At 56.9% G+C, this 19,252-nt stretch carries 18 protein-coding genes; 3 read left to right on the forward strand and 15 right to left on the reverse strand.

Annotated elements, in window-relative coordinates:
- Positions 1 to 84: 84 nt before the first annotated feature.
- The 7 genes from C4520_05445 to C4520_05475 form a co-directional block, all read right to left on the reverse strand.
- A complete protein-coding gene (locus tag C4520_05445; protein ID RJP23886.1) occupies positions 85 to 639 on the reverse strand; it encodes a cupin domain-containing protein in 555 nt (184 codons plus the stop codon).
- A gap of 445 nt (positions 640 to 1,084) precedes the next feature.
- Entirely contained in the window at positions 1,085 to 1,459 is a 375-nt protein-coding gene (locus C4520_05450; protein ID RJP23887.1) for a phage holin family protein, read from the reverse strand.
- Between the two features lie 70 nt (positions 1,460 to 1,529).
- Entirely contained in the window at positions 1,530 to 2,009 is a 480-nt protein-coding gene (locus C4520_05455; protein ID RJP23888.1) for a hypothetical protein, read from the reverse strand.
- A 46-nt stretch (positions 2,010 to 2,055) separates the two neighbouring features.
- Positions 2,056 to 2,454, reverse strand: a complete 399-nt coding sequence (locus C4520_05460; GenBank protein RJP23889.1) for a hypothetical protein — start codon at positions 2,452 to 2,454, stop codon at positions 2,056 to 2,058.
- A gap of 190 nt (positions 2,455 to 2,644) precedes the next feature.
- On the reverse strand, positions 2,645 to 3,532 hold the full coding sequence (locus C4520_05465; GenBank protein ID RJP23890.1) for a radical SAM protein: 888 nt from the start codon (positions 3,530 to 3,532) through the stop codon (positions 2,645 to 2,647).
- Positions 3,529 to 4,113, reverse strand: coding sequence for an SIS domain-containing protein (locus C4520_05470; protein ID RJP23891.1), 585 nt, complete (start codon positions 4,111 to 4,113; stop codon positions 3,529 to 3,531). Before C4520_05470 ends, C4520_05465 begins: the two co-directional genes overlap by 4 nt.
- A gap of 110 nt (positions 4,114 to 4,223) precedes the next feature.
- Positions 4,224 to 5,009: an MBL fold metallo-hydrolase gene (locus tag C4520_05475; GenBank protein RJP23892.1), complete on the reverse strand. Its 786-nt coding sequence runs from the start codon at positions 5,007 to 5,009 to the stop codon at positions 4,224 to 4,226.
- A 115-nt stretch (positions 5,010 to 5,124) separates the two neighbouring features.
- Here C4520_05475 and C4520_05480 point away from each other — a divergent pair, with 115 nt between their 5' ends.
- The 3 genes from C4520_05480 to C4520_05490 all read left to right on the forward strand — a co-directional run bounded on the left by C4520_05480 (position 5,125) and on the right by C4520_05490 (position 7,736).
- Positions 5,125 to 5,985, forward strand: coding sequence for an amidohydrolase (locus tag C4520_05480; protein ID RJP23893.1), 861 nt, complete (start codon positions 5,125 to 5,127; stop codon positions 5,983 to 5,985).
- Positions 5,986 to 6,033: 48 nt separating this feature from the next.
- Positions 6,034 to 6,756, forward strand: a complete 723-nt coding sequence (locus C4520_05485) for an ankyrin repeat domain-containing protein (protein ID RJP23894.1) — start codon at positions 6,034 to 6,036, stop codon at positions 6,754 to 6,756.
- Positions 6,757 to 6,962: 206 nt separating this feature from the next.
- Complete coding sequence (locus C4520_05490) at positions 6,963 to 7,736, forward strand: alpha/beta fold hydrolase (GenBank protein RJP23895.1); 774 nt, start codon at positions 6,963 to 6,965, stop codon at positions 7,734 to 7,736.
- Between the two features lie 5 nt (positions 7,737 to 7,741).
- On the opposite strand, the gene C4520_05495 is transcribed toward C4520_05490, so the two are convergent.
- The 8 genes from C4520_05495 to C4520_05530 form a co-directional block, all read right to left on the reverse strand.
- The gene (locus C4520_05495; protein ID RJP23896.1) at positions 7,742 to 8,782 is read right to left on the reverse strand and encodes a sulfite reductase; all 1,041 of its coding nucleotides are present in this window, start codon (positions 8,780 to 8,782) and stop codon (positions 7,742 to 7,744) included.
- A gap of 188 nt (positions 8,783 to 8,970) precedes the next feature.
- Positions 8,971 to 9,201, reverse strand: coding sequence for a sulfurtransferase TusA family protein (locus tag C4520_05500; GenBank protein RJP23897.1), 231 nt, complete (start codon positions 9,199 to 9,201; stop codon positions 8,971 to 8,973).
- Between the two features lie 16 nt (positions 9,202 to 9,217).
- Positions 9,218 to 9,970 (reverse strand): hypothetical protein, encoded by a 753-nt coding sequence (locus C4520_05505; GenBank protein RJP23898.1) that lies wholly within the window; start codon positions 9,968 to 9,970, stop codon positions 9,218 to 9,220.
- Positions 9,832 to 10,716: a hypothetical protein gene (locus C4520_05510; GenBank protein RJP23899.1), complete on the reverse strand. Its 885-nt coding sequence runs from the start codon at positions 10,714 to 10,716 to the stop codon at positions 9,832 to 9,834. Before C4520_05510 ends, C4520_05505 begins: the two co-directional genes overlap by 139 nt.
- A gap of 33 nt (positions 10,717 to 10,749) precedes the next feature.
- Positions 10,750 to 11,880, reverse strand: a complete 1,131-nt coding sequence (locus C4520_05515; protein RJP23900.1) for a dehydrogenase — start codon at positions 11,878 to 11,880, stop codon at positions 10,750 to 10,752.
- The gene (locus C4520_05520) at positions 11,880 to 15,356 is read right to left on the reverse strand and encodes a molybdopterin oxidoreductase (GenBank protein ID RJP23901.1); all 3,477 of its coding nucleotides are present in this window, start codon (positions 15,354 to 15,356) and stop codon (positions 11,880 to 11,882) included. Before C4520_05520 ends, C4520_05515 begins: the two co-directional genes overlap by 1 nt.
- A gap of 24 nt (positions 15,357 to 15,380) precedes the next feature.
- The gene (locus C4520_05525) at positions 15,381 to 17,705 is read right to left on the reverse strand and encodes a hypothetical protein (GenBank protein RJP23902.1); all 2,325 of its coding nucleotides are present in this window, start codon (positions 17,703 to 17,705) and stop codon (positions 15,381 to 15,383) included.
- Positions 17,690 to 19,246, reverse strand: coding sequence for a DUF4405 domain-containing protein (locus tag C4520_05530; GenBank protein RJP23903.1), 1,557 nt, complete (start codon positions 19,244 to 19,246; stop codon positions 17,690 to 17,692). The genes C4520_05525 and C4520_05530 overlap by 16 nt, the downstream gene beginning before the upstream one ends.
- Positions 19,247 to 19,252 lie beyond the last annotated feature (6 nt).

A 19,252-nucleotide genomic window follows, 5' to 3' on the forward strand; every position in this document is an offset into this window, starting at 1 on the left:
TCTCATCGATCTCCCGGAGGTGATATGACACTTCCTCTCTTGCTCTGAAGGAATGATAACACTGCGCGAGCGAAGGGAAATCCCTCAATAGCTCGGGGGGATAGTAATACAGACGCCGCATGCAAATTCGGTTCCGAAGTTCACGTATTTGTGGGGAACGGCTGAATTAAAAAAGAGGGAGTCGCCTTCCTTGAGGACGTATTTTCTATCGCCGACTGTCACTTCGACTTTCCCGCTCAGCACGAAAGCCCATTCCTGGCCGATGTGTTCGCCCATTCGCGCCGTCGAGTGCGCCATAGGGTCGCCGCTGTAAAAGACAGGCAGCATCGTCACGTTGCGCGGGTTGGGAACGAGAAACTCGAGGTCGAACTCTCCTTCACTCACGTGAAACTTCTGGCGCTCGTTCTTGCGCAGAACGACCGGTTCCTCGTAGGGTATTGACGCAAAAATGTCGTAGAGCGGAAAGTCAAGGACGCCGGCTATCTTCGACAGCGACTCGATTGAGGGAAACACGTTATCGTTCTCGATCCGTGATATCAAGGCTTTGGAGTATCCGCATCGCGAGGCCACGTCGTCAAGCGTGAAGCCTTTCTTCATTCGAGCCTTCCTGATAACCCCGCCAAGTTTCACCATGAACATTCTCCTCTATGCATTCTGATCGGATTGGAGCAACTGGGGTTGAATGGATAATTATAAATCATCCATTGTAAAAAAATCAACCAACGTGGGAAGTATTCAAATGGTGAAAGGAATTGAAAGTATTTTCTGGCGAAAATCCTTGCAGGCGCGGAGACCAACCGAATGAATTCGGCCCGATAATAAAGGGCAGCGGCGATATCCGGCGTAGCGCAGGCATCCTGCCTGCAGAGAGATAAGTTGCAGATATCCACTAATTGAACACAGGGCCATATAGTTTCTTAAGGTCTTCAGTGGCACAGGCTTCCAAGTCCGTGAGACTCAGAAACCATGGGAACGACAGTGAGACAGATCTGACACAGAAGCGAGACATGAAGCATGTTTGGTCTCGCTCAAGGGTGAGCGGTTGCACGCTTCGGCGGCAGGCAAGTGGAAACGGGCCGCGAGCTTATTTTCTGAACTGGATGATTTCGATCCGCCCGGTATCGCTCAGGAACAGGCTCACGACCAGACTGGAGATGCTGTAGATGAAGGCTCCTCCAATCGCCGTCCAGATGCTGGAGACGGAGAATCCGATCACCACTCGTGCCGTCAGCCAGAACAGGAAGCCGTTAATGACGAAGACGAACAATCCGATCGTCACAATGGAAATGGGAAGGGTAATGAGGATGAGGAGCGGCCTGACGAACGAATTGAGCAATCCGAAGACGATTCCTGCGAACAGGAGGGCCAGGATACCGGCGATTTCGATGCCGGGAAACAGCCAGGCGACGAATGCGAGAAGCAGGAGATTGATCAGAAAGCGTCCCACGAAACCGAGCATTTGCTATTCCTCCACATGAGCTTTTCTCTTGTCGCGTTGAACAGCCGCCCGTGCAGCAGCCGCTTCCATACTAGTGTTCCTTCGCGCGGGCAAGCAAAAGATTGGTGTCGCGCAGGCGCCGCGACAGCATGCGCGAGAGGTTGAACAAAAGGCGGACGGCCACCGATTTGGTGAGCAGCCGCTGAATGCGGTCTTCATCGAGCGCCAGCAAGATGCAGTTATCCATGGCCACGGCTTTAGCGGACCGCTCTTTTCTTTCGAAGAACGCCATTTCTCCGAATGTCTCACCCTCGCCGAGCACAGCCAGAGTGCGATCTCCTCGTACGTCCTCATCGACGATCTGAACCCGGCCCTTCAGAACGACGTACATTTCGCGGCCGGCGTCGCCTTTGCGGAAGATCACATCGCCGGTCATGATCTTCGATTGCAGGGCCATCGCCATGATTTTGATACAGTTCTTGAATTCGATGCCGTCGAACAGCTCTATCGATTCGACCAACGGGCGATACTTCTCGTATTTTGCATACTTGTCGTCGGCCAATTCAACCATGCGGCCCTCCTCTCAATCGGTGGAAGAAGACTGGCGGATCAGACTCTCATTTATTCAGTTCAATAAGCCCTTTGTACTTTGAGTACAATTCCCCAACGGCTCCGCCGCCGATTTTAACATCAGGCGCCTGTCTGACGTGCTCAAACTCCTTCAGGAATTCTTCCGGGACCACGGGTTCCGGCTCGGTTTTCTTCATGTCCAGCTTTTGCACGACGATCCGCCCCTGTTGTTTCGAGGCCTCAAAATCGAAGTAGTAGGTGGCTCCAGTATCGGAAGGGACGTTGACAAAAATGCCCGATTCGAAGCCGGGAGGGCGCCCGTCACTCGGTTCAAAAATGATGCCTTCAACCGCCTGCCCTTTGCCGGCAGCATCGAACCTGATGAGCGAGCCGTGCCCGGCCTTGCGCATCTTTTCAAATATCTTTTCAATGTCCGAAATATTCATCGGGTCCGTCTTATTGTTGGAGAGGCGCAATTAAAAAACCGACAGGTGAAAAATGGAGACGGTTTCGCCCCTTTTCCCCAGTCGGTGTTTCCATCCGTCCCACAAATGCATGCGGGGACATCGTTCGGCATATGAACTGTATAAAATCTTCCCGCAGTTGTCAAATGAAACCGTTTTCGTCGCCATTTGGCTATTTCGGAGATGGATCGGGTGCAATCGGACTGCGTTCCCTTCTGGCGGCAAGATGGAAAACGACCCACGCGCCGCAGAGCTCGCAGTCGACGTCGTTGCCGTAACAGCAAAACGGGTTTATGAATTTGTCACCTTCGAGCCAGAGGGGCAGAACGAAGCGTTTCGAGAGGCATTGCTTCACAACTGCCCGAGCGTTTTGGGAAAGAGTCAGCTCGAGGCTGCGGCTGTTGTTCCAGATGAAATCCGGGTGTTTCTTCTTCAGGCGAATGACTTCGAGCACGGCTTTATCGCGGCGATCGAGCGATCCCCAGGTGAAGTCGGAGTCGTCTATCCGGCGCGGCACGTAAAATGAGAAGGTCATTCCTTCGACGCGCGTGGGGAGCAAGCGTTCGACCAGTTCCTCGAGGTGGTCTTCGTTCAGTTTCGTAACCACGCACTGCACCATAACGGTAGGGCCGAAAACGTCGGGCACGCGGGCCAGTGTCCGCATGACGCGCTCGAAAGCGCCGTTGCCCCGTATCGAGTCGTTGATCTGCGGCGGGCCATCGACGGAGACGACATAGATGCAGTTGGGCAGATCGATCAGGTCGAGCGTGCCATTGGTCGTTACGTTATTCTGCTGGAAAATCTTCGAGCCCTCACGAAGCACGTCCGGCCTCAGCAGAGGTTCGCCGCCCATCCACAGCATCGTGTGGATATTGTGGCGCTGCTGCAACTCCGTCAGCGAGCGGAGCATCAGGTCTGTCTCCATCTCATGCTCGGGCTGGTTGGGGTTTCCATCGCGATAAATGAAGCAGTGCTTGCAGCGCAGGGTGCACCGATTGGTGATGTTGACCATGGCGGCCGGATACCAGCGGAACTGGCTGTCGTTTTCCGGCTCCGTCATTGTTTCTCCTCCTCGATGGCACGCTCCACTAATTCGCAGATGATGTGACCGATGAGAATGTGGGATTCCTGGATTCTCGGTGTTTCGCCGGAGGGCACATTCAGGAGGATATCGGCCGCTCCCTTCAATAAACCGCCCGAGAGACCGGTCATGCCGATCGTTGTGCTGCCGATCCGATGGGCCGCCTCGATGGCTCGAATGATGTTTGGGGAATTCCCGCTCGTGCTGATGCCGATGACAACATCCTCCGGTTTTGCAGAGGCCTCCACCTGCCGCTCAAAGATGCGGTCGTAGCCGTAATCATTTCCGATTGATGTGAGAACGGAGGAGTTGGTATTGAGCGCGACGGCGAACAGCGGCCGGCGTTCTTTGAGAAAACGGCCGACCAGTTCGCAGGCGATATGTTGGGCATCTGCCGCACTGCCGCCGTTGCCGAACAGAATCAATTTTCCGCCGTTGCGGTAGCAGTCTACGATTTTTTCGGCGGTTAGTTCAATGTTGGAAAGCAGTTCATCGGAAAACCGTTGTTTCACGCGTACGCTGTCCTCGATCTTCTGCTGAATCAACTCGCGGTTCTTCAATCTGACGCGCCCTTTCCTGTTCGAAGCCGCCGGCGTTTGCGCCGGGGGCACGATTTTTTGAATTAGAATTCTATCACAAACCGGCTGCGTGGGCAAAAATGCATGTCAGGCTACAGTTCCCTCTCGGGTAGGGGACCGATGGTTAATGATTCCCCCGGCTCCAGCACGCGGATGGTCTCTTTCATGCCGGCCCGCTCGGCCGCCTGCAACAGTCGAGGTATGGGCTCGGTGAACGGCTCGAGCGAGAGCTTAAAGGCTCCCCAATGGATGGGTATGAGCGCCCGTGCTCGAAGGATATGCGCGGCCTCGACGGCATCCTCGGGCGCCATGTGGTTTTCTCTGAAAGGCGGCGGCTCATATGCGCCGACCGGCAGCAGGGCGGCGTCAATTTTCCACCGATTGGCGATATCGCTTATTCCGTCAAAGAGACCGGTATCGCCGGCGAAGTAGATGACGGCGCTTCCTTCTATGATGTATCCCTGGTAGCCGGTGCAGAAGTAAAGCGGCGGCCTCCCCCCAAAATGTTTTGCGGGGACCGCGGTTATGTTCACCTGTTGGAGCTTGATCTGTTCCCATGGAGCGAGCGTTATGACTTGTCGTGAAGCACGCTTGAGGACTCGCTCGAGGCCGGGAGGCGCCACAACCGGCACATCCTTCCCCAATTTCTTCAGTGTCGGCACATCGAGATGGTCGTAATGTCCATGCGAGACAAGCGCCAGATCGATTCGGGGAAGCGCGGCGGCGGTAAAGGGAAGCGCGCTTCGTCTTCGAATGAAAAGGGAAATCCGCCGGCTGAGGTTCGGATCGGTGATAATATTCTTATCAGCAATCGAAATGAGGGCCGACGAGTGCCCGAGGAACGTGATGCGCGCACCTCTTTTTGATTGCGGATTCATTGATATATCATAACATTTCCATTCGATGCGGGCATGTCCGGCTGATTTTCAATTGAAGAGGAGATTTGATAGAATGCAAAAAGGTAAAGCACTGTGGGATTGAGGAGGAGCGGCGATGATTGTAGATTTCCATATTCATCCGTTCTGCAAGGAGGCGACCGTTGTGCCGAGTCCGGAAGAGGCGCTGAAGCGGATGTACGGGGAGGAGGAAGAAAGATTTGGGCCGCTGATGGCGGGCTTCCGCTGGATTTTTACAGAGAAGTCGCTTGATGCCATTATCCATGAGATGGATGGAGCGGGCATTGATAAGGCCGTCATTGTTGCCGCGGATTATTCGACCGCGTATGGGACGGTGGTCGTAACGAATGAGGACGTTGAGCGGATGAGCCGGCAGCACCCGGACAGATTCGTCCCTTTTTGCAGCGTTGATCCCGGCATGGGGCGTCTCGCAGTCGACAGGCTCGAGCATGCAGTGAGGGAACAGGGAGCGCGCGGGCTGAAACTTGTGCCGCCAATGCAGGGTTTCAGGTTTGATGATCCTCGCCACGACACGCTCTGGAAAATGGCGGCCGAACTCGGGATCATTGTGTGGACCCATGCCTCCCATCAGCGGAGCACGCCGGGGACCGATGCGCGGTTGGGCCAGCCGATGCTGATCGAGGGCGTGGCGCTGAAATTCCCGAAATTGAAGATTGTGCTCGGGCACTGCGGTTTCCCCTGGGTTTGGGAATCGTGGTCGCTGGCGGCGCGCCATGAGAACGTGTACGTTGATATTTCCTCTTTCAAGGATTTGTATAGCCTGTTTCCGTGGGACGCGTACAGCGCGAGCGGCATCGAGCACAAGCTGCTCTTTGCTACTGATAATCCGCTGAATAATTTCGGCGACTGTGTGAATGCGGTCAAAGGGCTTTCGATCAGTGATAGTTTCAAAGAGGCGATTTTTGGAGGGAACGCGCAAAAGCTGCTCGGGCTGTAGCGGGCTTTGTTGCGGATTGTCTTTTTTGTGTTTTGAGGAGGGATTCATATGATTCGCAGCCTCGCAGTTGTTTTCGTGGTGGTCTTGTTCATGCCGGCGATTGCTGTTGCCGATGAGGCCAAAAAGGCTCGCAGTGAATTGGAGCAAATGAATGTTGCGTGTTCGGAAGAGGAGTTGGTGAACCGCGTAAAGCAAGGGGATCAGCCAATAGTCACGTTGCTGCTCGATGCGGGCATCAGCCCTGATACACGGGAGGCGGGGGGACAACCGGCTCTAGTGATCGCCGTACAGAAAGGTCATCTTGATGTGGTGAAGCTTCTGCTGAACAGAGGCTGCAATGCTAATGAAAGAAAAGGCGATACATGGTGTCCATTGACGTGGGCTGCAAGCGAGGGCCATACGGAGATAGCGAAGGCGCTTATCGAGCATGGCGCGGATGTGAATATGCAGGACAAAAACGGCGCGACGGCCTTGATGCACGCGGCCTCGTGGGGCCGGGCGGAGATCGTCGACGCCTTGCTCGAAGGCGGCGCCGACGTGAACGCACAGGATAAGGAAGGCTGGACTGCGCTGATGTTTGCCGCGTTCAGGCGATATCCGGAAACGGTTTCCATGCTGCTCGAGCGAGGAGCCGATCCAACTCTGAAAAATAAAGACGGCGAGACGGCGCTTAACGCTGCGGCCTCTGGCGGAAACACTGAGATACTGCAGATGCTCCGGGAGTGGAAGAACACGGACGAACGCGGACGAACACGGACTGACACGGACTGACACGGACTGAAGGGACGGGCACGGGCAGAGCGGCACACGGACTAACATGGACGAACACGGACCGGCACGGATATGTTTGATAGGGGTGGTCACTAGGTGAACGAGCGTGGGCGGGCGGGCCGGTGACTGCAGCAAGATGCCGTCAGGCCCGGTTGCGGCGGGAGCCGCAAATTTCCTTTTAGAGTGAAAGGAAGGTATATTCAGCGATGTCTCGAGAAGAATGCAAGAGGCTTGATCAAGCCGATGTGTTGAGAATTCTATTTCATCCGCGGCGCGACAATACGCCGGATGACGAGCAAACGGTTCGGTTTTCCGTTGCTGATGATATTGAGATAGGCGGGCGGTTTCATCCCGCGGACAAAGATGCGCCGGTAATCCTGCTGTTTCACGGCAACGGAGAGATTGCATCCGATTACGACATGATTGCGCCGTTCTATCTGGAGAACGGGATTTCGCTGCTGGTGGTGGATTATCGCGGCTACGGCAAGAGCGGCGGAAGGCCAACAGTCTCGACGCTGCTGGATGACGCGCTCGCCGTGTATCGGCAGACGGGGAAGGGGCTGGCGGATCACGGTTATCAATATTCGCGGCTGTTCGTTATGGGGCGCTCGTTGGGCAGTGCGGCGGCGCTCGAGATTGCCGCAGAAGCTGGCAAGAGCATAAGCGGCCTGATTATCGAGAGCGGTTTTTCAAACCCGCTTGCCCTGATAAACCGTCTTGGCGGGCCATCGCTTAAGGAACTGGAAGAGACGTGCGGATTTGACAATCTGAAGAAAATCGAGCGAGTAGAGGCGCCCACTCTCATTATTCACGGCGAGGAGGATTTCATTATTCCCCTCGAGGAAGGCGAGGCGCTTTTCAAAGGGTGCAAAGCGAAGAGGAAGGAATTCCTCTCGGTTCCCGGTGCGGGTCATAACGATCTGATTGTGCGAGGGCTGCGCCAGTATTTCAAAGCGATACGGAAGCTGGTGTCTGGGTGATCGCCTCAATCCTGGCGCTGCGGGAAATGGATTTCATTTGGCTGCGGCGGCGGAGGATTCTTTGCGGCCCAATCGCCTAATTCATGCCGAATATGGCGGAGGAAATCCCGCCACGTTTCCTTGTCTTTCAGAAAATCGCCGAGCCGGACGCGGCCGCGGTTCTCTCCGAATTGTTCGTACCATTTCAGGGCGGCGCCGATCAGAGGGGCGACGCGTTCATCCGGCAGAAACCGTGCGATAATCTGGCCGTTGACCGGGTGTCGCCCGTGTTTGCCGCCGCAGCGAACGATCCAGCCGACTCGTTTGGCATGCCATGCGTCGAACGGGCATGTGCGGATGCAATCACCGCAGTAGAGGCATCCTTCGGGTATGTAGCGGGGATGGCCGGATTGTTCATCGCACACGAGGGCTTGTTCGCGACATGCCTCAATGCAGACACCGCACGCCTGGCAGGCGCTCTCTTCCCACCTCGGCTCGACGGCTCCCTGGAAGCCGAGTTCCATCTCATTCGTGCGCGCGCAGTCGATCGGACAGCCGGAGAAGGATATCTTGAATTTGTGGGCGAGGCTTCCTTTACCGAAGAAGCGATCGGAAATCTCACGGGCCATCGCCTGGGTATCGGTGAGTCCATTCGGATTGTATTCACAGCCGGAGCAGGCGGTCGGCACGCGCACGCGCGCGCCGCATGAAGCGATGTGCTGGCCGGCCTTCGCCAGCTCATCGCGCACGTTGCCGAGATCGCGGTAGTTGACGTAGGGGATTTCGAGTGATTGCCGGAATGAGAGGTGCACGTAGTCGCCGCCGTAGCGGCGGGCCACCTCGAACGCTTTTTCCAATCGGTCAAGCGGTACTCGTCCGCCCGGGCACTGCAGGCGTACGGTGAACAGGTCTTTCTGGCGCTGCTTGATGATTCCGCCGCTCTTGAGCGTATTGAAATCCAGACTGCCTTTCTTGCCTTCGACCTCGATTTCGACCGGCACGCGCGCGGTTTGATCTTCGATGTGTTTGTCTGTACTCATCTTGTTTCCTTTTTCAAAATAAGACATGAAGTTCCTCAATTGCTTGGTTAGCTTTGATAAACATTTTGCATAAAGGGCAAAATATGGGGACAGAGACTATATTTTTATTCTTTATATACTTCTATTCTTAACGATAAAAATATGGTCTCTGTCCCCATATTTCTAGCGTTTATATATTTGTGTGCGTATTGATAAAAACATGGTCTCTGTTTCCATCATTCCTGTTTCCGGACGGTGACGCGGAAATGGGTCTGTTCGCGGACGACGCGCTCGATCCGGTGGCCCTCCTCTTTCAGGCTGCGGGGAACGTCGCGCATAGAGGTTCCGGGGTTGACAAGGAGTTCAATCAACTGTCCGGCCTCGAGTTCCTCGATTGCCAGTTTGGCCTTGATGAAGGTCATCGGGCATTGCGTATCTGTCAGGTCCAAGATCGACATTTTGCTCATTTGATGCAGTTACACCTCAGTACACGCGGTCCTTCTCGCAGCGGAATTCGATAAAGGCGAAGAGTTTATGGGCGAGTTGCGCAGCCTCGCGGTAATAGGGATGCGTCGCGGCCCGAGCGATATCGGTGAGGAAATTCGGCAGCCAGCCGAGCAGGTGATCCTGGAGGAAGGCGTCTTCCGCGTCCCGGCAAACCTCGATGGCTTCGTCGTCTTGGTGGAGGAACGCAAATGCCTGCTTTAACTTGAGATATCCCATGAAAGCGAGTTCGACAGCCACGTGATCGGGCGCCTCCGGCAGTTCCTTCGAGTAATTGAAACCGAAGGCTTTGTAGAAAGCGGCGACATCGGCGAGAATGATACCCTTGTCGGCCACACCGGTTTCGCCGTTGATGCGGCACTGTGATTCATATGGAGAAACACAGCCGCCGCTGCCGATGAGGTGATGATACGCGGATTGGAGGGAAGGATCGGACGTATACGCGACGACCTCCGCGGCCTCGACGCGCAGCTGAGGCGGCAGTTCCGGAACGAGAGAAGCCGCCGCAAGCATTGTCTCTTTTGTGGGCCAGCGAAACAAGTGCGAGCAGAAATTCCACGAGGTTCCATCGCGAAGCAGTCTTGCCATCATTTTCATGCGCCTACCCCCAATCTCAGCGGCACCCATGCGCTGCGCATCTTGCGAGAGCCTGCATGTCCCTGACTTCCGTCCCATACAGCGAAGGCGATGAAGGCCTTGTCCCCCTTTTTGAATCCTCCCTGGCCGCTCCATTCAGGGACGGCGAGCGGACGAGAGAGAACGACATGCCATCGCCCCTTCTCCCACAGGCCTGCTCCTTGCGAGGCTTGAGCCGGCAGATAGGCGAGAGTCCCAAAGCTTTCGGCGGTCAAGTCGTCGACGCTCGACGTGCGTTTCCCGGCGAGCGGATTTTGAGCGGCAAGCCCGGCAGTGAACAGTCTGTTCAATTCCTCTTTCTGCTCATCGGGCGCTGCATCGGAAGGATAATGGTCCACCGTCGCATTCGGGAAAATCGATTTCAGGCTCCATTCTCCGTCTTGCAGCGCCCGCTGATAGGACGCCTTCCATAGGTGGATATGGACAGGCCTGCCCATTGCGCCCATTGTCGAGTCCGGCGCTTCCGCCCCCGCCGCGACGGGTAGTTGGACGGCGACCGCATCGGAGAATCTTTGGGCTTCATCAACTTCGTCATTGGTTGCATCTTCCCAATCGATTCGGAACGCCACTTGGTCGTTATTACACAGAGCTTTAACCGAGATGCGGGGAAGGCCATTCATGAGTTTCGGTTCCGTCAGGTCCTGCGGCAGCAAATCGACGATTGCCTCTGGCGCCTGTTGCCACAGCGGGCTGTTGGGAGAGAGGTCCTGCAACTGCCCGTCTACGAAGAAGGCATTAACCCCCGCGACCGGCGGCTGTTTTCCTTTTGCGCCTTGCGGGCACCCGAAAAAAGAAAGAGGCACGAAGAACAAGAGCAGGGCGATGATCAGCTTTTGATTCATTTATATATTCCTCCAGTGTCTTCGCGAAGATACTCAAGTGACGTTCATTCGAGGAACGCCGCGCTGCGTATCGAAAGCCGGGCGCACCGCGACCGGCTCGCGAACGGGGACAGCGACCAAAGTATCTCCATTATCGTTCAGCGCGCTTACGATATTGCCCTTTGTTTTAAAGGCCGCGACGGTTTTCGGCGTACACCCGAACAGATTGATGAGCGCCGCCAGTTTCGGTTCGTTCTTATGGGCATTGCGATAGGTTTGAACCGCCTGCTCCGAGAGCGGCCCGAACAATTGGTTCAGGAACGGGTTCGGCACGTGGATCGGGGGAATGTAATAGACATTCGGCTCGAGCCCCAGTTGCGGGAACAAGGGGAGCGCCACTTTTTTCACATGAACCAGATAGTCGATCGGGTTATTCTCATTCGCCTTTTCGGGCACGGAAATCCATCCCCGCAGCCTGATCTTTCCGATGCATTGAGTGAAGCACCTTGGCTGTTCGTCCTGTTCGCCGAGCGGGAAACAAGCGATACATTTTTCAGAAACGCCGGTGCGCGAGTTAAAGAAAGTCTTCTTATAAGGGCATGCGCGCACGCATTCGCGGTAACCGCGACAGCGTTTCTGGTCGATCAGGACGATCCCATCCTCGGGTCTCTTGTAGATGGAGCCGCGCGGGCAGGCCGCCAAACAAGCCGGATACGTGCAGTGGTTGCAGATGCGCGGGAGATAAAACATCCAGACGGGATGCGGCATTTCGACGGACATCCCGCCGTCGACCGTTCCGAAAATCTCATCCTCGCCGATATTCGGATAGGAGTAATCGCCGCTTTCCGGCCGGTAGCCGAGGAGGCGCTCGCCTGCGGGGGCGGCCTCAAAGACGGTGCGACCCTCATAGCGTTCGCCGACCCATTCCTGCGGGCCGAGCATCTCGAGGATTTTCGAGTCGTACGCCAGCGGATACGAGCCGTAGGGCTTGCTTTCGACGTTGTTCCAGAGCATATACTCCTGCCCGCGGCCGGAGGTCCACGTGGTTTTGCAGGCGAGCGTGCATGTCTGGCAGGCGATGCACTTGTTCAGATCGAAAACGGCGGCGAATTGTTTAGCGGGCCTGGTCTCGCCATACCAGTAGCTCATGATTCGTCCGATTTGCCAGTTGAATACGCGTGCCATCATTGACTCCTTTTCACGATATACGCGCCGGAGAGGTATCTTTTGAAGGATTCGCTTTCATACGTCGGCCGGATGCCGAGGGCCGCGGGCTGCCACAAAGCGGAGCCGTTGATGCCGCCGGGTTCGGCCTTCTCGATTTTCACAAACGATTCGCGCGGGGCGCCCGTGGGGCAATGGACATCGGGCAAGAAACCCTTTCCGATGTTTTGGCCGGCGACGTCCTTCCGCACGAGCGAGTCGGTCATGTGCGTCGGCTTGAGCCAACCGCGCGTGGCGCTTTGGTGGCTGCCGGTGCGGAACATTGCCTGATAGTTTGTTTCGGGATTCTTCGCCAATCCGTCCTCGCGTGTCTCCTGTCCCTTGACGGAGCCGGGCGTCGCGGCATACATGTTGAACCACATCCGCGTAACGCCGAGCGGAGTGCCGGGATAATAGCGCGCGCGGCAGAGCAGGCGCGACACTTTGTAATCGGGGTCATCCGGTTTCCATCCGCGATAGGGGCGGTCGGCCGGATCGGCATCGATCCAGACGTAATCGCCGTCCTCGATTCCAAGTTTTCGGGCGTCCTGCGGGTTGATATCGACGTAGCCTTCGGAGACGAACGGCATTCGTTTGTCGCGGCGATAGATGTCGCCGAAGGGTCCGAACAGAATGGCGACCATATCGGTATCGATGGGCGTGGTGTGAGCGCCGTGGCGGTACTTGGGCGTATGAAAAATGAAGCGGTAGCCCTGGCTCATGAGCGGATGCTGAGTTTGTGACAGTTCGCTCCAGGGTTTGACGACGTTGCGCACCTGGCGGACTTCTCCGGATTGATCGCCCGGATCGAGGCCGTAGTCTTGCGGCGTGAGCGGCCGGATAAGCGGATGAGCTGCGGCCAGAATCGCATTCGGCTCATAAAAGGTGGAATCTATGGGCTCGCGATGCACCGGCAGGTTTTCACCGTGCTCGATGAACTCGGGTTCGTCTCGATAAAATTCAAGCCTTCCCGTTTTCGTGTACCATGGCACGCTCTCCTCGGTCTGCTCGAAGCCGACGCATTTCGGCATTGTGCGCGACATCATGAGCGCAGGCACCCCTTTTTTCGCTTTTTCATGCAAATCGGCAAAAGAGTAGCCGGCGGTATTGCTGCTGTGGTCGAGGATGCGCTGGAGATAGACTCCGCTTTTCTGTTCGTCCGCGAATTTCCAATACAGCGAGAAGCGCGGGTCATCGATCAGCTCGCCGATCCGTTTACCGACCATTGCGATGATCTCGATGTCGCCGCGACTGTCATGAATGCGGGCTATCGGCGTCTCGGGGTAAAGGGTAAGGAATGGGTTGGTGACGGACGCGCACATATCGGGGTTTTTCGTTTCGGCCCACGAGTCGGCGGCGAAAACGATATCGGCATGTTCGCAGGAGGTGGACCACCACCACTCGTTCACGGCTATCATTTCGAATTTCGGCAGCACGTTATGCACGACATTGTAGTGCCATTTCACATTTCCGAGGATCGAGTTGGCGTTTGCGAACCACAGCGTTTTGGTGGGCGCGGGCATGTGCGTTTTGCCGGTGAACAGTTTGCCGCCGACCTTCAGCGGATGGTCCTCGTGGTTGTAATAATGAGCCGATTCCGCCCGCCAATACACCTTTGGTCTGGCCGGCTTTGCGGGATCGAGTTCGATATCGAACGGGTTTTCATTGACGTACTGCGCGAGTCCATTGAACAGAGCGACCCGGTAATTGCCGGCATATGATCCCACGTTGCCGGCGATGCGGCCGACGTTGCCGGTCAAAGCGGCCAGCAAGAAGACGGCGCGATCCTTGAGGTCGTTGTTGAAGAACTGGTTGGGTCCCATTCCGATCGCCATAAGGGTCTTGCCGGGATGGGCCGCTATCTCACGTGCGAGCGAGACGATCGCATCTTTCGGCGCCCAGGTAATCTGCTCACCGTTTTCGGGCGAATAGTTATCGGCGAGGTAGTTTTTGATTACGGTGAAGATGGTGGCCGCTCGCACTGTCTCGTCGTTCGTCAGGGTTACCTCGAATTCCCCTTCGAGGGCGGGAGAAAGTCCTGAGTCATCGAAATGATTGCCGACCTGATCGCGGGTGATGGCGGCGGGCGCTTTTTTCTTAGTGTCCCAGACGACGAAATCGCCCCACTCGTCGCGCATCTCGGCCGGAATAAGCTGCTCCACCTGCTTATGGGGAGGGATTTTCTTGTCATCTGGTCGGACGACACGCGCCATGTTCTTGAGATCGGCGTTCTGATAATCTTTGAAGATGTCGGAGGCATGCAGGAGCTTCATGTTGTCGTAGCGAACGAGCAGAGGCAGGTCGGTGAACCGTTTGACGTACTTTTCATCGAACAGCTTTTCCTGGACGATAACATTGGATAAGGCGAGCGCGAGAGCGGGCGTTGTTCCCGGGCGAACCATGATTCCGACGTCGGCCTTGTTCACGGTTGCGCTATATTCGCAGGCGATGACGACGACGCGCGTGCCTTTCACGCGCGCCTCGGTGAGCCAGTGGGCGTCGGGCATTTTGGTGGTAATCCAATTCATCCCCCACACGATTACGAGGTCCGCCTGTTCGGTTGAGTCCAGATCGAACTCGACGGTCTGCTGTCCGGTGACCATTGGATGTCCGGGCGGGAGATCGGTATGCCAGGAGTAGTTGTCCCATCCCCGCCCGCCGAGCGCATCGTCTTCCGAGACGCCGCGGATATGGCGATCGAGCAGCGCGAGCGAGTTTGCGAAGCGGTACATGCCAAACACGCGCGTCATGCCAAGGAGCGGCATCCCGCCACGGAACTTGAGGCATTGCGTGCCGGCGCCCCGCGTGACCTCGATCATCTCCTCGTCATATCCCTGTGCGCGCAGGCGCTTGGCGCCAGCTTCGCCGGAATAGGTCTGTGCGACATTGATCAACGTTCTTGCGGCCAGATCGGCCGCTTTCTCCCACGGTATTTTCTCCCAGGTATCGCGCGCGCGGTTGAAATACTCGACGGGCGGCTTTCCGGTGACCGGGTCACGCGGGAATCCTTTTTCGACCCATTCGCGGAAGCCGGTGCGCACCATGGGCGCCTTCACGCGGCGGTCTCCGTAGAAGCGTCGTGTGAGGGCGAGCCCTTTCTGGCAGCAGCGGGGGTCCCATCGGGCGGAGGCCTTGTTTCCGTAAAGGTCTTCGGCCTTTCCATAGCCGTAGGTGGCGCCGATGCGCACGATGACATCGTTTTTGACGTGCGCGGTGAGCAGGCAATTATGCGTGTCGTTGGGCGCGCACAGAAACGTGAAGGTGCTGTCGGGTTTGAAGAGATCCCGATAGACTTTTTCCCAATCGCGATTCGGGTAAGCCTCGAGAGGGCTTTGCGCCGCCTCGACGAAGAGCCAGGGGAACTGTGCCAGGTATCCGGCAAAACCGAGCGCCGACGCTTTCTTAATGAACTCGCGGCGCCCAAATCCGTTGCCGGCTTCCGATCCTTTGGTTGTCATGACACCTCCTGAGAAGGCAAATGATTATTGCTTTGACTGTAGCGCACGAACAAAGGCGACAGTATCGTTAACGTCCTCTGCCGTCAATCTCGGGTAATTCAGATTGTCGGTTGCAAAGGCGGGCATGCCGAACATCGGGCGGCCGCGAATGATGGATGCCTGCAGGTATCCGTCGGTGGCGGCAGCCAGGAACGCGGAATTTGCAAGCTCCGGCGCCCATCCGTTGATGCCTCCCTGTCCATGGCACCCGGTACAGTTCTGATTGAAGAGGGTTTGGCCGTTTTGAGCGTCCCCCTGAACGAGCCGGCCCGGCGCTTGCGCCGGCAACTTCGCCAGTCGCCGGCGGATATATGTGATTGCATTGGACAGTTGTTGATCGGTCACCTCCGGCGCAGAAAGTTGCCCGGGCGCATCTTTGGGCTGAATACAGCGGCCCAACCGAACGGCGGCCCCCAGATAGTCGTCGGATGCAGCTTCAAGAAGGGAAGGATTGACGATGTTTACCGCGTATTTCCCCTCTCCTCTTTCGGCGTGACATGGAGCGCACGATTCTGCGAAAACCGCCTGGCCATCCATAATTGAATCTGCCGGCGGAAGAACGGGCAGTTTCGCTTTCTTTCCCGACCGGAGGCTTTCGATGTAATCGATGAGGGAGGCCAATTCCTGAGCATTCAGCTCCGGCCGGCTTCCCATCGCGGTGTCTTCGCGCCCCTGTGTCAACATGTGGTAGAGGAACTTTGTGTCTGCCGTTTGAAGGAAGACCTCATTGGAAAGATCGGGTCCGATGGCGGTGTTGGAGTCGTGGCAGACTGCGCAACTCTCGCGATAGATGGCTTTGCCGAGTTCGAGTTCATGCTGTGCGGAGGAGACATCCTGCCACGAGGGCGCCGCGGGTTGCTGCGAGCGCAGATATTCGACCAGCGATTGAATTTCGGCGGCACGAAGGCCGCCCTCTTTTGTTCCCCACGGCGGCATCTTGCGGCCGGGACGCCCATTGACCAGATTTTCTCGAATGAACCGATCTGAAGCAACGGCCAAGAACTCCTGGCTCGTCACTGCCGGGAATTTTTGGGTGAAAATACCGAAGCCGGCTCCCTGTCCGCTGACACCGTGACAGGAATTGCAGAATGCGCTGTAGAGTGATTTTCCGTCGGCAGAGAATTCGCGCTTGCCGAGCCGCTCGGACTCGAACCGGCCGGCAGGCCATCTGTTCATGGGGACATCGGCTCCACGCAGGGAGAGCATGTAGAGCGTAACTGCCTCGAGTTCCTCCGGCCTCAGCTCGGCGTGCGGCATTAGGCTGCCGGCGACAATGAGCGCGGGATCGAGCAGATGCGCCTTATGCCAGTTCGCCAGGTTATGTTCGCCTTCGACATACGAGAAATCGAGACGGTTTGGATTCTTCTTTCCGGTTGCCGACAAATCAGGGCCTTCGTCGCCGCCTGTCCCATTGATCCGGTGACAGCCGAGGCATCCTTTCCGATAAACAAGTGCTTTGGCGTCGACGAAGGCGGGCGCTTGCATGAGAGTATTGAGAAACGCATTTATCGCTGTGACTTCTTCCGGATCGATCGGGCCGTAGCTCTCCAGCCACGCCGGCTCGATCGACTGTTGCTGCAACTCGAGGTGGTTCTGATGCCAATCGGCAAGAAATCCTCTGATGCCGACCGTGGAGAGATCGGGCCCTGTGCCGCGCCCGCGCGCATCAACTTTATGGCACGCAAGACAATCGTATTGTTCGAACAGGCGCTTTCCACGGTCGGCCAACTCTTGCGGCGGCACTTTCACGTGAGTGTGGCAACTGCCGCAGCCGGCCTGAAAGTAGCCGGCGGGAATGAGCGGGTCTTCCCAATGGGGGACGGTTCCATGCGCGTCCTCGGTTGTTGTTGCAAGACCCTGTCCGCCATGACACAACGTGCAGCCGAACTGCTCGGGCGGATGTATATCGAATACCCACTGCGGATGAGCGCCGTAGGGCTGCTTCTGGTCCGCCAGATTGGGATTGTCAAAACCCGCGTGACATGTTGTGCAGCGATCGGAGACACCATATGCCGCCGACGTTATCTGCTTGATTTCCTGGGGGAACGGCGGCGGGCTTTTCCCCTCGGCGACGGCGACCGCGGCGAGCACGCTCTTGAAATTTCTCTGATGCTTCAGCCAGGGTTTCAGATAATGCTCGGTTATTATGGCGGCCAGCAGGCAGAGCAAAACGACTCCTGAAGTGATCAGCAAGGCCCAGCGTGCTCGCCTGCCTGCGGGAGTAACTGGATCGAACGTCGGGACGGTCAACCCTGAGAAGACCTCCGGGCGATGATTCTGTCCTGAGTTTCCGTTCAATGAATCGGCCATTGGCTGTGGCTCCAATAAAAGTTCCAGTTTGGGCCGCGATGGACAGTCGCAACGTATGTCAGGATTATGAAAGCGACAAAGAAACAGGTGAACAACGCGATTGCGCCGGCGCGGGTGGAATTGTGCCGCCTGATGACATACAGCGACCAGCCCGCGAAAACCGCAACCAGGAGCGTCCCCGGGTTGAGCAGGATGATGACCAGTTGGGGGATGCCGGGGAACCAATTGCGCAGCCACCCAAACCGTATGGTGAAGGCGAGCAGCGCCACAACGACAATTGTCCCGAACAGCGCGCTCTGCAAGGCGAGCTTTCTTCTGCCGTCGCCGGCGCACCAGAGTCCACCCGGCTCTCTCTCACGATCGAGAAACGGGATAAGCCCTAATCCGATGAGAACGAGCGTTGGAATGCCGATGCCGCCCATGAAGGCGGAATAGGAGACCAGTTCCTGCAGTCCGAGGAAATACCACGGCGCCTTGGCCGGGTTTTCGGGGACGGCCGGATTCGCCAGTTCTTTTAAGGGAGCGTCGGCAATGAGCGCGAGCACAAGGCAGATCGCGCAGGTGGCCATGAAAACGGCCACTTCGGCATAGAACGCGTTTGGCCAGGAGGTGATCGTGTTTCCCTGGCCCAGATCGACATGCGGCGTTTTCCCCCGGACGAGCGCCATCAAGCCGTATGTCTTCTGCGGGCTCGGGTGGAAGGCGACATGCTGGCCCGTCAGCAGGCGCACCGGCGCCTCAGGCTCATCGAGGGGCCGGGCGAGGCCGCCGTCCTTGCGCACGCGCCAGAAGTGGACGCCGAGGAATATCGCCAGAACCAGCGGCAGGAGGATTACGTGCAAAAGATAGAAGCGGGTGAGCGCCTCCTGTCCGACGGTATCCGCCCCAAGCAGGACGCGTTTTTGGATTCCGCCCGGGTCGAAGAATCTGGTAATACCGAGGGCGTCGGTCAGCTCACGCGGAGATTGAGCGATGTTGGAGCCGATCGTTATCGCCCAGTAGGCCAACTGGTCCCAGGGCAGCAGATATCCGGTGAAGCTGAGGCCGAGCGTCAGGACGAGCAGGGCGAGTCCAACAAGCCAATTAAATTCACGCGGGCTCTTGTACGAAGATGTATAGAAGACGCGGGCCATGTGGAGAAACACGAGCAGTACCATGAGGTGGGCGCTCCAGCGATGGATATTGCGGATGAACTGGCCGGTCGGAACAATGAAGTGGATATCTTTGATCGATTCGTATGCCTGCAAAGTGGACGGTTTGTAATAGACCATCAGCAGGACGCCGGTGATGGTTAAAATGATGAAGGCGGCGAGGGCGCCGACTCCCAGGCCGCAGGTGCTCCAGAACTTGAGTGTTCGCTCCTGCACACGCGTCGAATGGATATGCAGGAAAAAGTTGGAGAATACGGCTTCCGAGCGGGTGCGGTCGGTATCGGGTCGGCCATGCCGGATTGCGGCGTCGCGAAGGTTTGCGGGCGTCTGCTGAAGATTCTCAGTGAACGTTTCGAGCGCGGTTCCAAATTGTTTCTTGTCCTGAGCCATATCGCC

Source organism: Candidatus Abyssobacteria bacterium SURF_5 (assembly GCA_003598085.1).
Taxonomy (GTDB): domain Bacteria; phylum Abyssobacteria; class SURF-5; order SURF-5; family SURF-5; genus SURF-5.

Coding starts and splice junctions, on each gene's coding strand:
- C4520_05445 (RJP23886.1), bottom strand. CDS start 639: ATGTTCATGGTGAAACTTGGCGGGGTTATCAGGAAGGCTCGAATGAAG.
- C4520_05450 (RJP23887.1), bottom strand. CDS start 1,459: ATGCTCGGTTTCGTGGGACGCTTTCTGATCAATCTCCTGCTTCTCGCA.
- C4520_05455 (RJP23888.1), bottom strand. CDS start 2,009: ATGGTTGAATTGGCCGACGACAAGTATGCAAAATACGAGAAGTATCGC.
- C4520_05460 (RJP23889.1), bottom strand. CDS start 2,454: ATGAATATTTCGGACATTGAAAAGATATTTGAAAAGATGCGCAAGGCC.
- C4520_05465 (RJP23890.1), bottom strand. CDS start 3,532: ATGACGGAGCCGGAAAACGACAGCCAGTTCCGCTGGTATCCGGCCGCC.
- C4520_05475 (RJP23892.1), bottom strand. CDS start 5,009: ATGAATCCGCAATCAAAAAGAGGTGCGCGCATCACGTTCCTCGGGCAC.
- C4520_05480 (RJP23893.1), top strand. CDS start 5,125: ATGATTGTAGATTTCCATATTCATCCGTTCTGCAAGGAGGCGACCGTT.
- C4520_05485 (RJP23894.1), top strand. CDS start 6,034: ATGATTCGCAGCCTCGCAGTTGTTTTCGTGGTGGTCTTGTTCATGCCG.
- C4520_05490 (RJP23895.1), top strand. CDS start 6,963: ATGTCTCGAGAAGAATGCAAGAGGCTTGATCAAGCCGATGTGTTGAGA.
- C4520_05495 (RJP23896.1), bottom strand. CDS start 8,782: ATGTCTTATTTTGAAAAAGGAAACAAGATGAGTACAGACAAACACATC.
- C4520_05500 (RJP23897.1), bottom strand. CDS start 9,201: ATGAGCAAAATGTCGATCTTGGACCTGACAGATACGCAATGCCCGATG.
- C4520_05505 (RJP23898.1), bottom strand. CDS start 9,970: ATGGAGCGGCCAGGGAGGATTCAAAAAGGGGGACAAGGCCTTCATCGC.
- C4520_05510 (RJP23899.1), bottom strand. CDS start 10,716: ATGAATCAAAAGCTGATCATCGCCCTGCTCTTGTTCTTCGTGCCTCTT.
- C4520_05515 (RJP23900.1), bottom strand. CDS start 11,880: ATGGCACGCGTATTCAACTGGCAAATCGGACGAATCATGAGCTACTGG.
- C4520_05520 (RJP23901.1), bottom strand. CDS start 15,356: ATGACAACCAAAGGATCGGAAGCCGGCAACGGATTTGGGCGCCGCGAG.
- C4520_05525 (RJP23902.1), bottom strand. CDS start 17,705: ATGGCCGATTCATTGAACGGAAACTCAGGACAGAATCATCGCCCGGAG.
- C4520_05530 (RJP23903.1), bottom strand. CDS start 19,246: ATGGCTCAGGACAAGAAACAATTTGGAACCGCGCTCGAAACGTTCACT.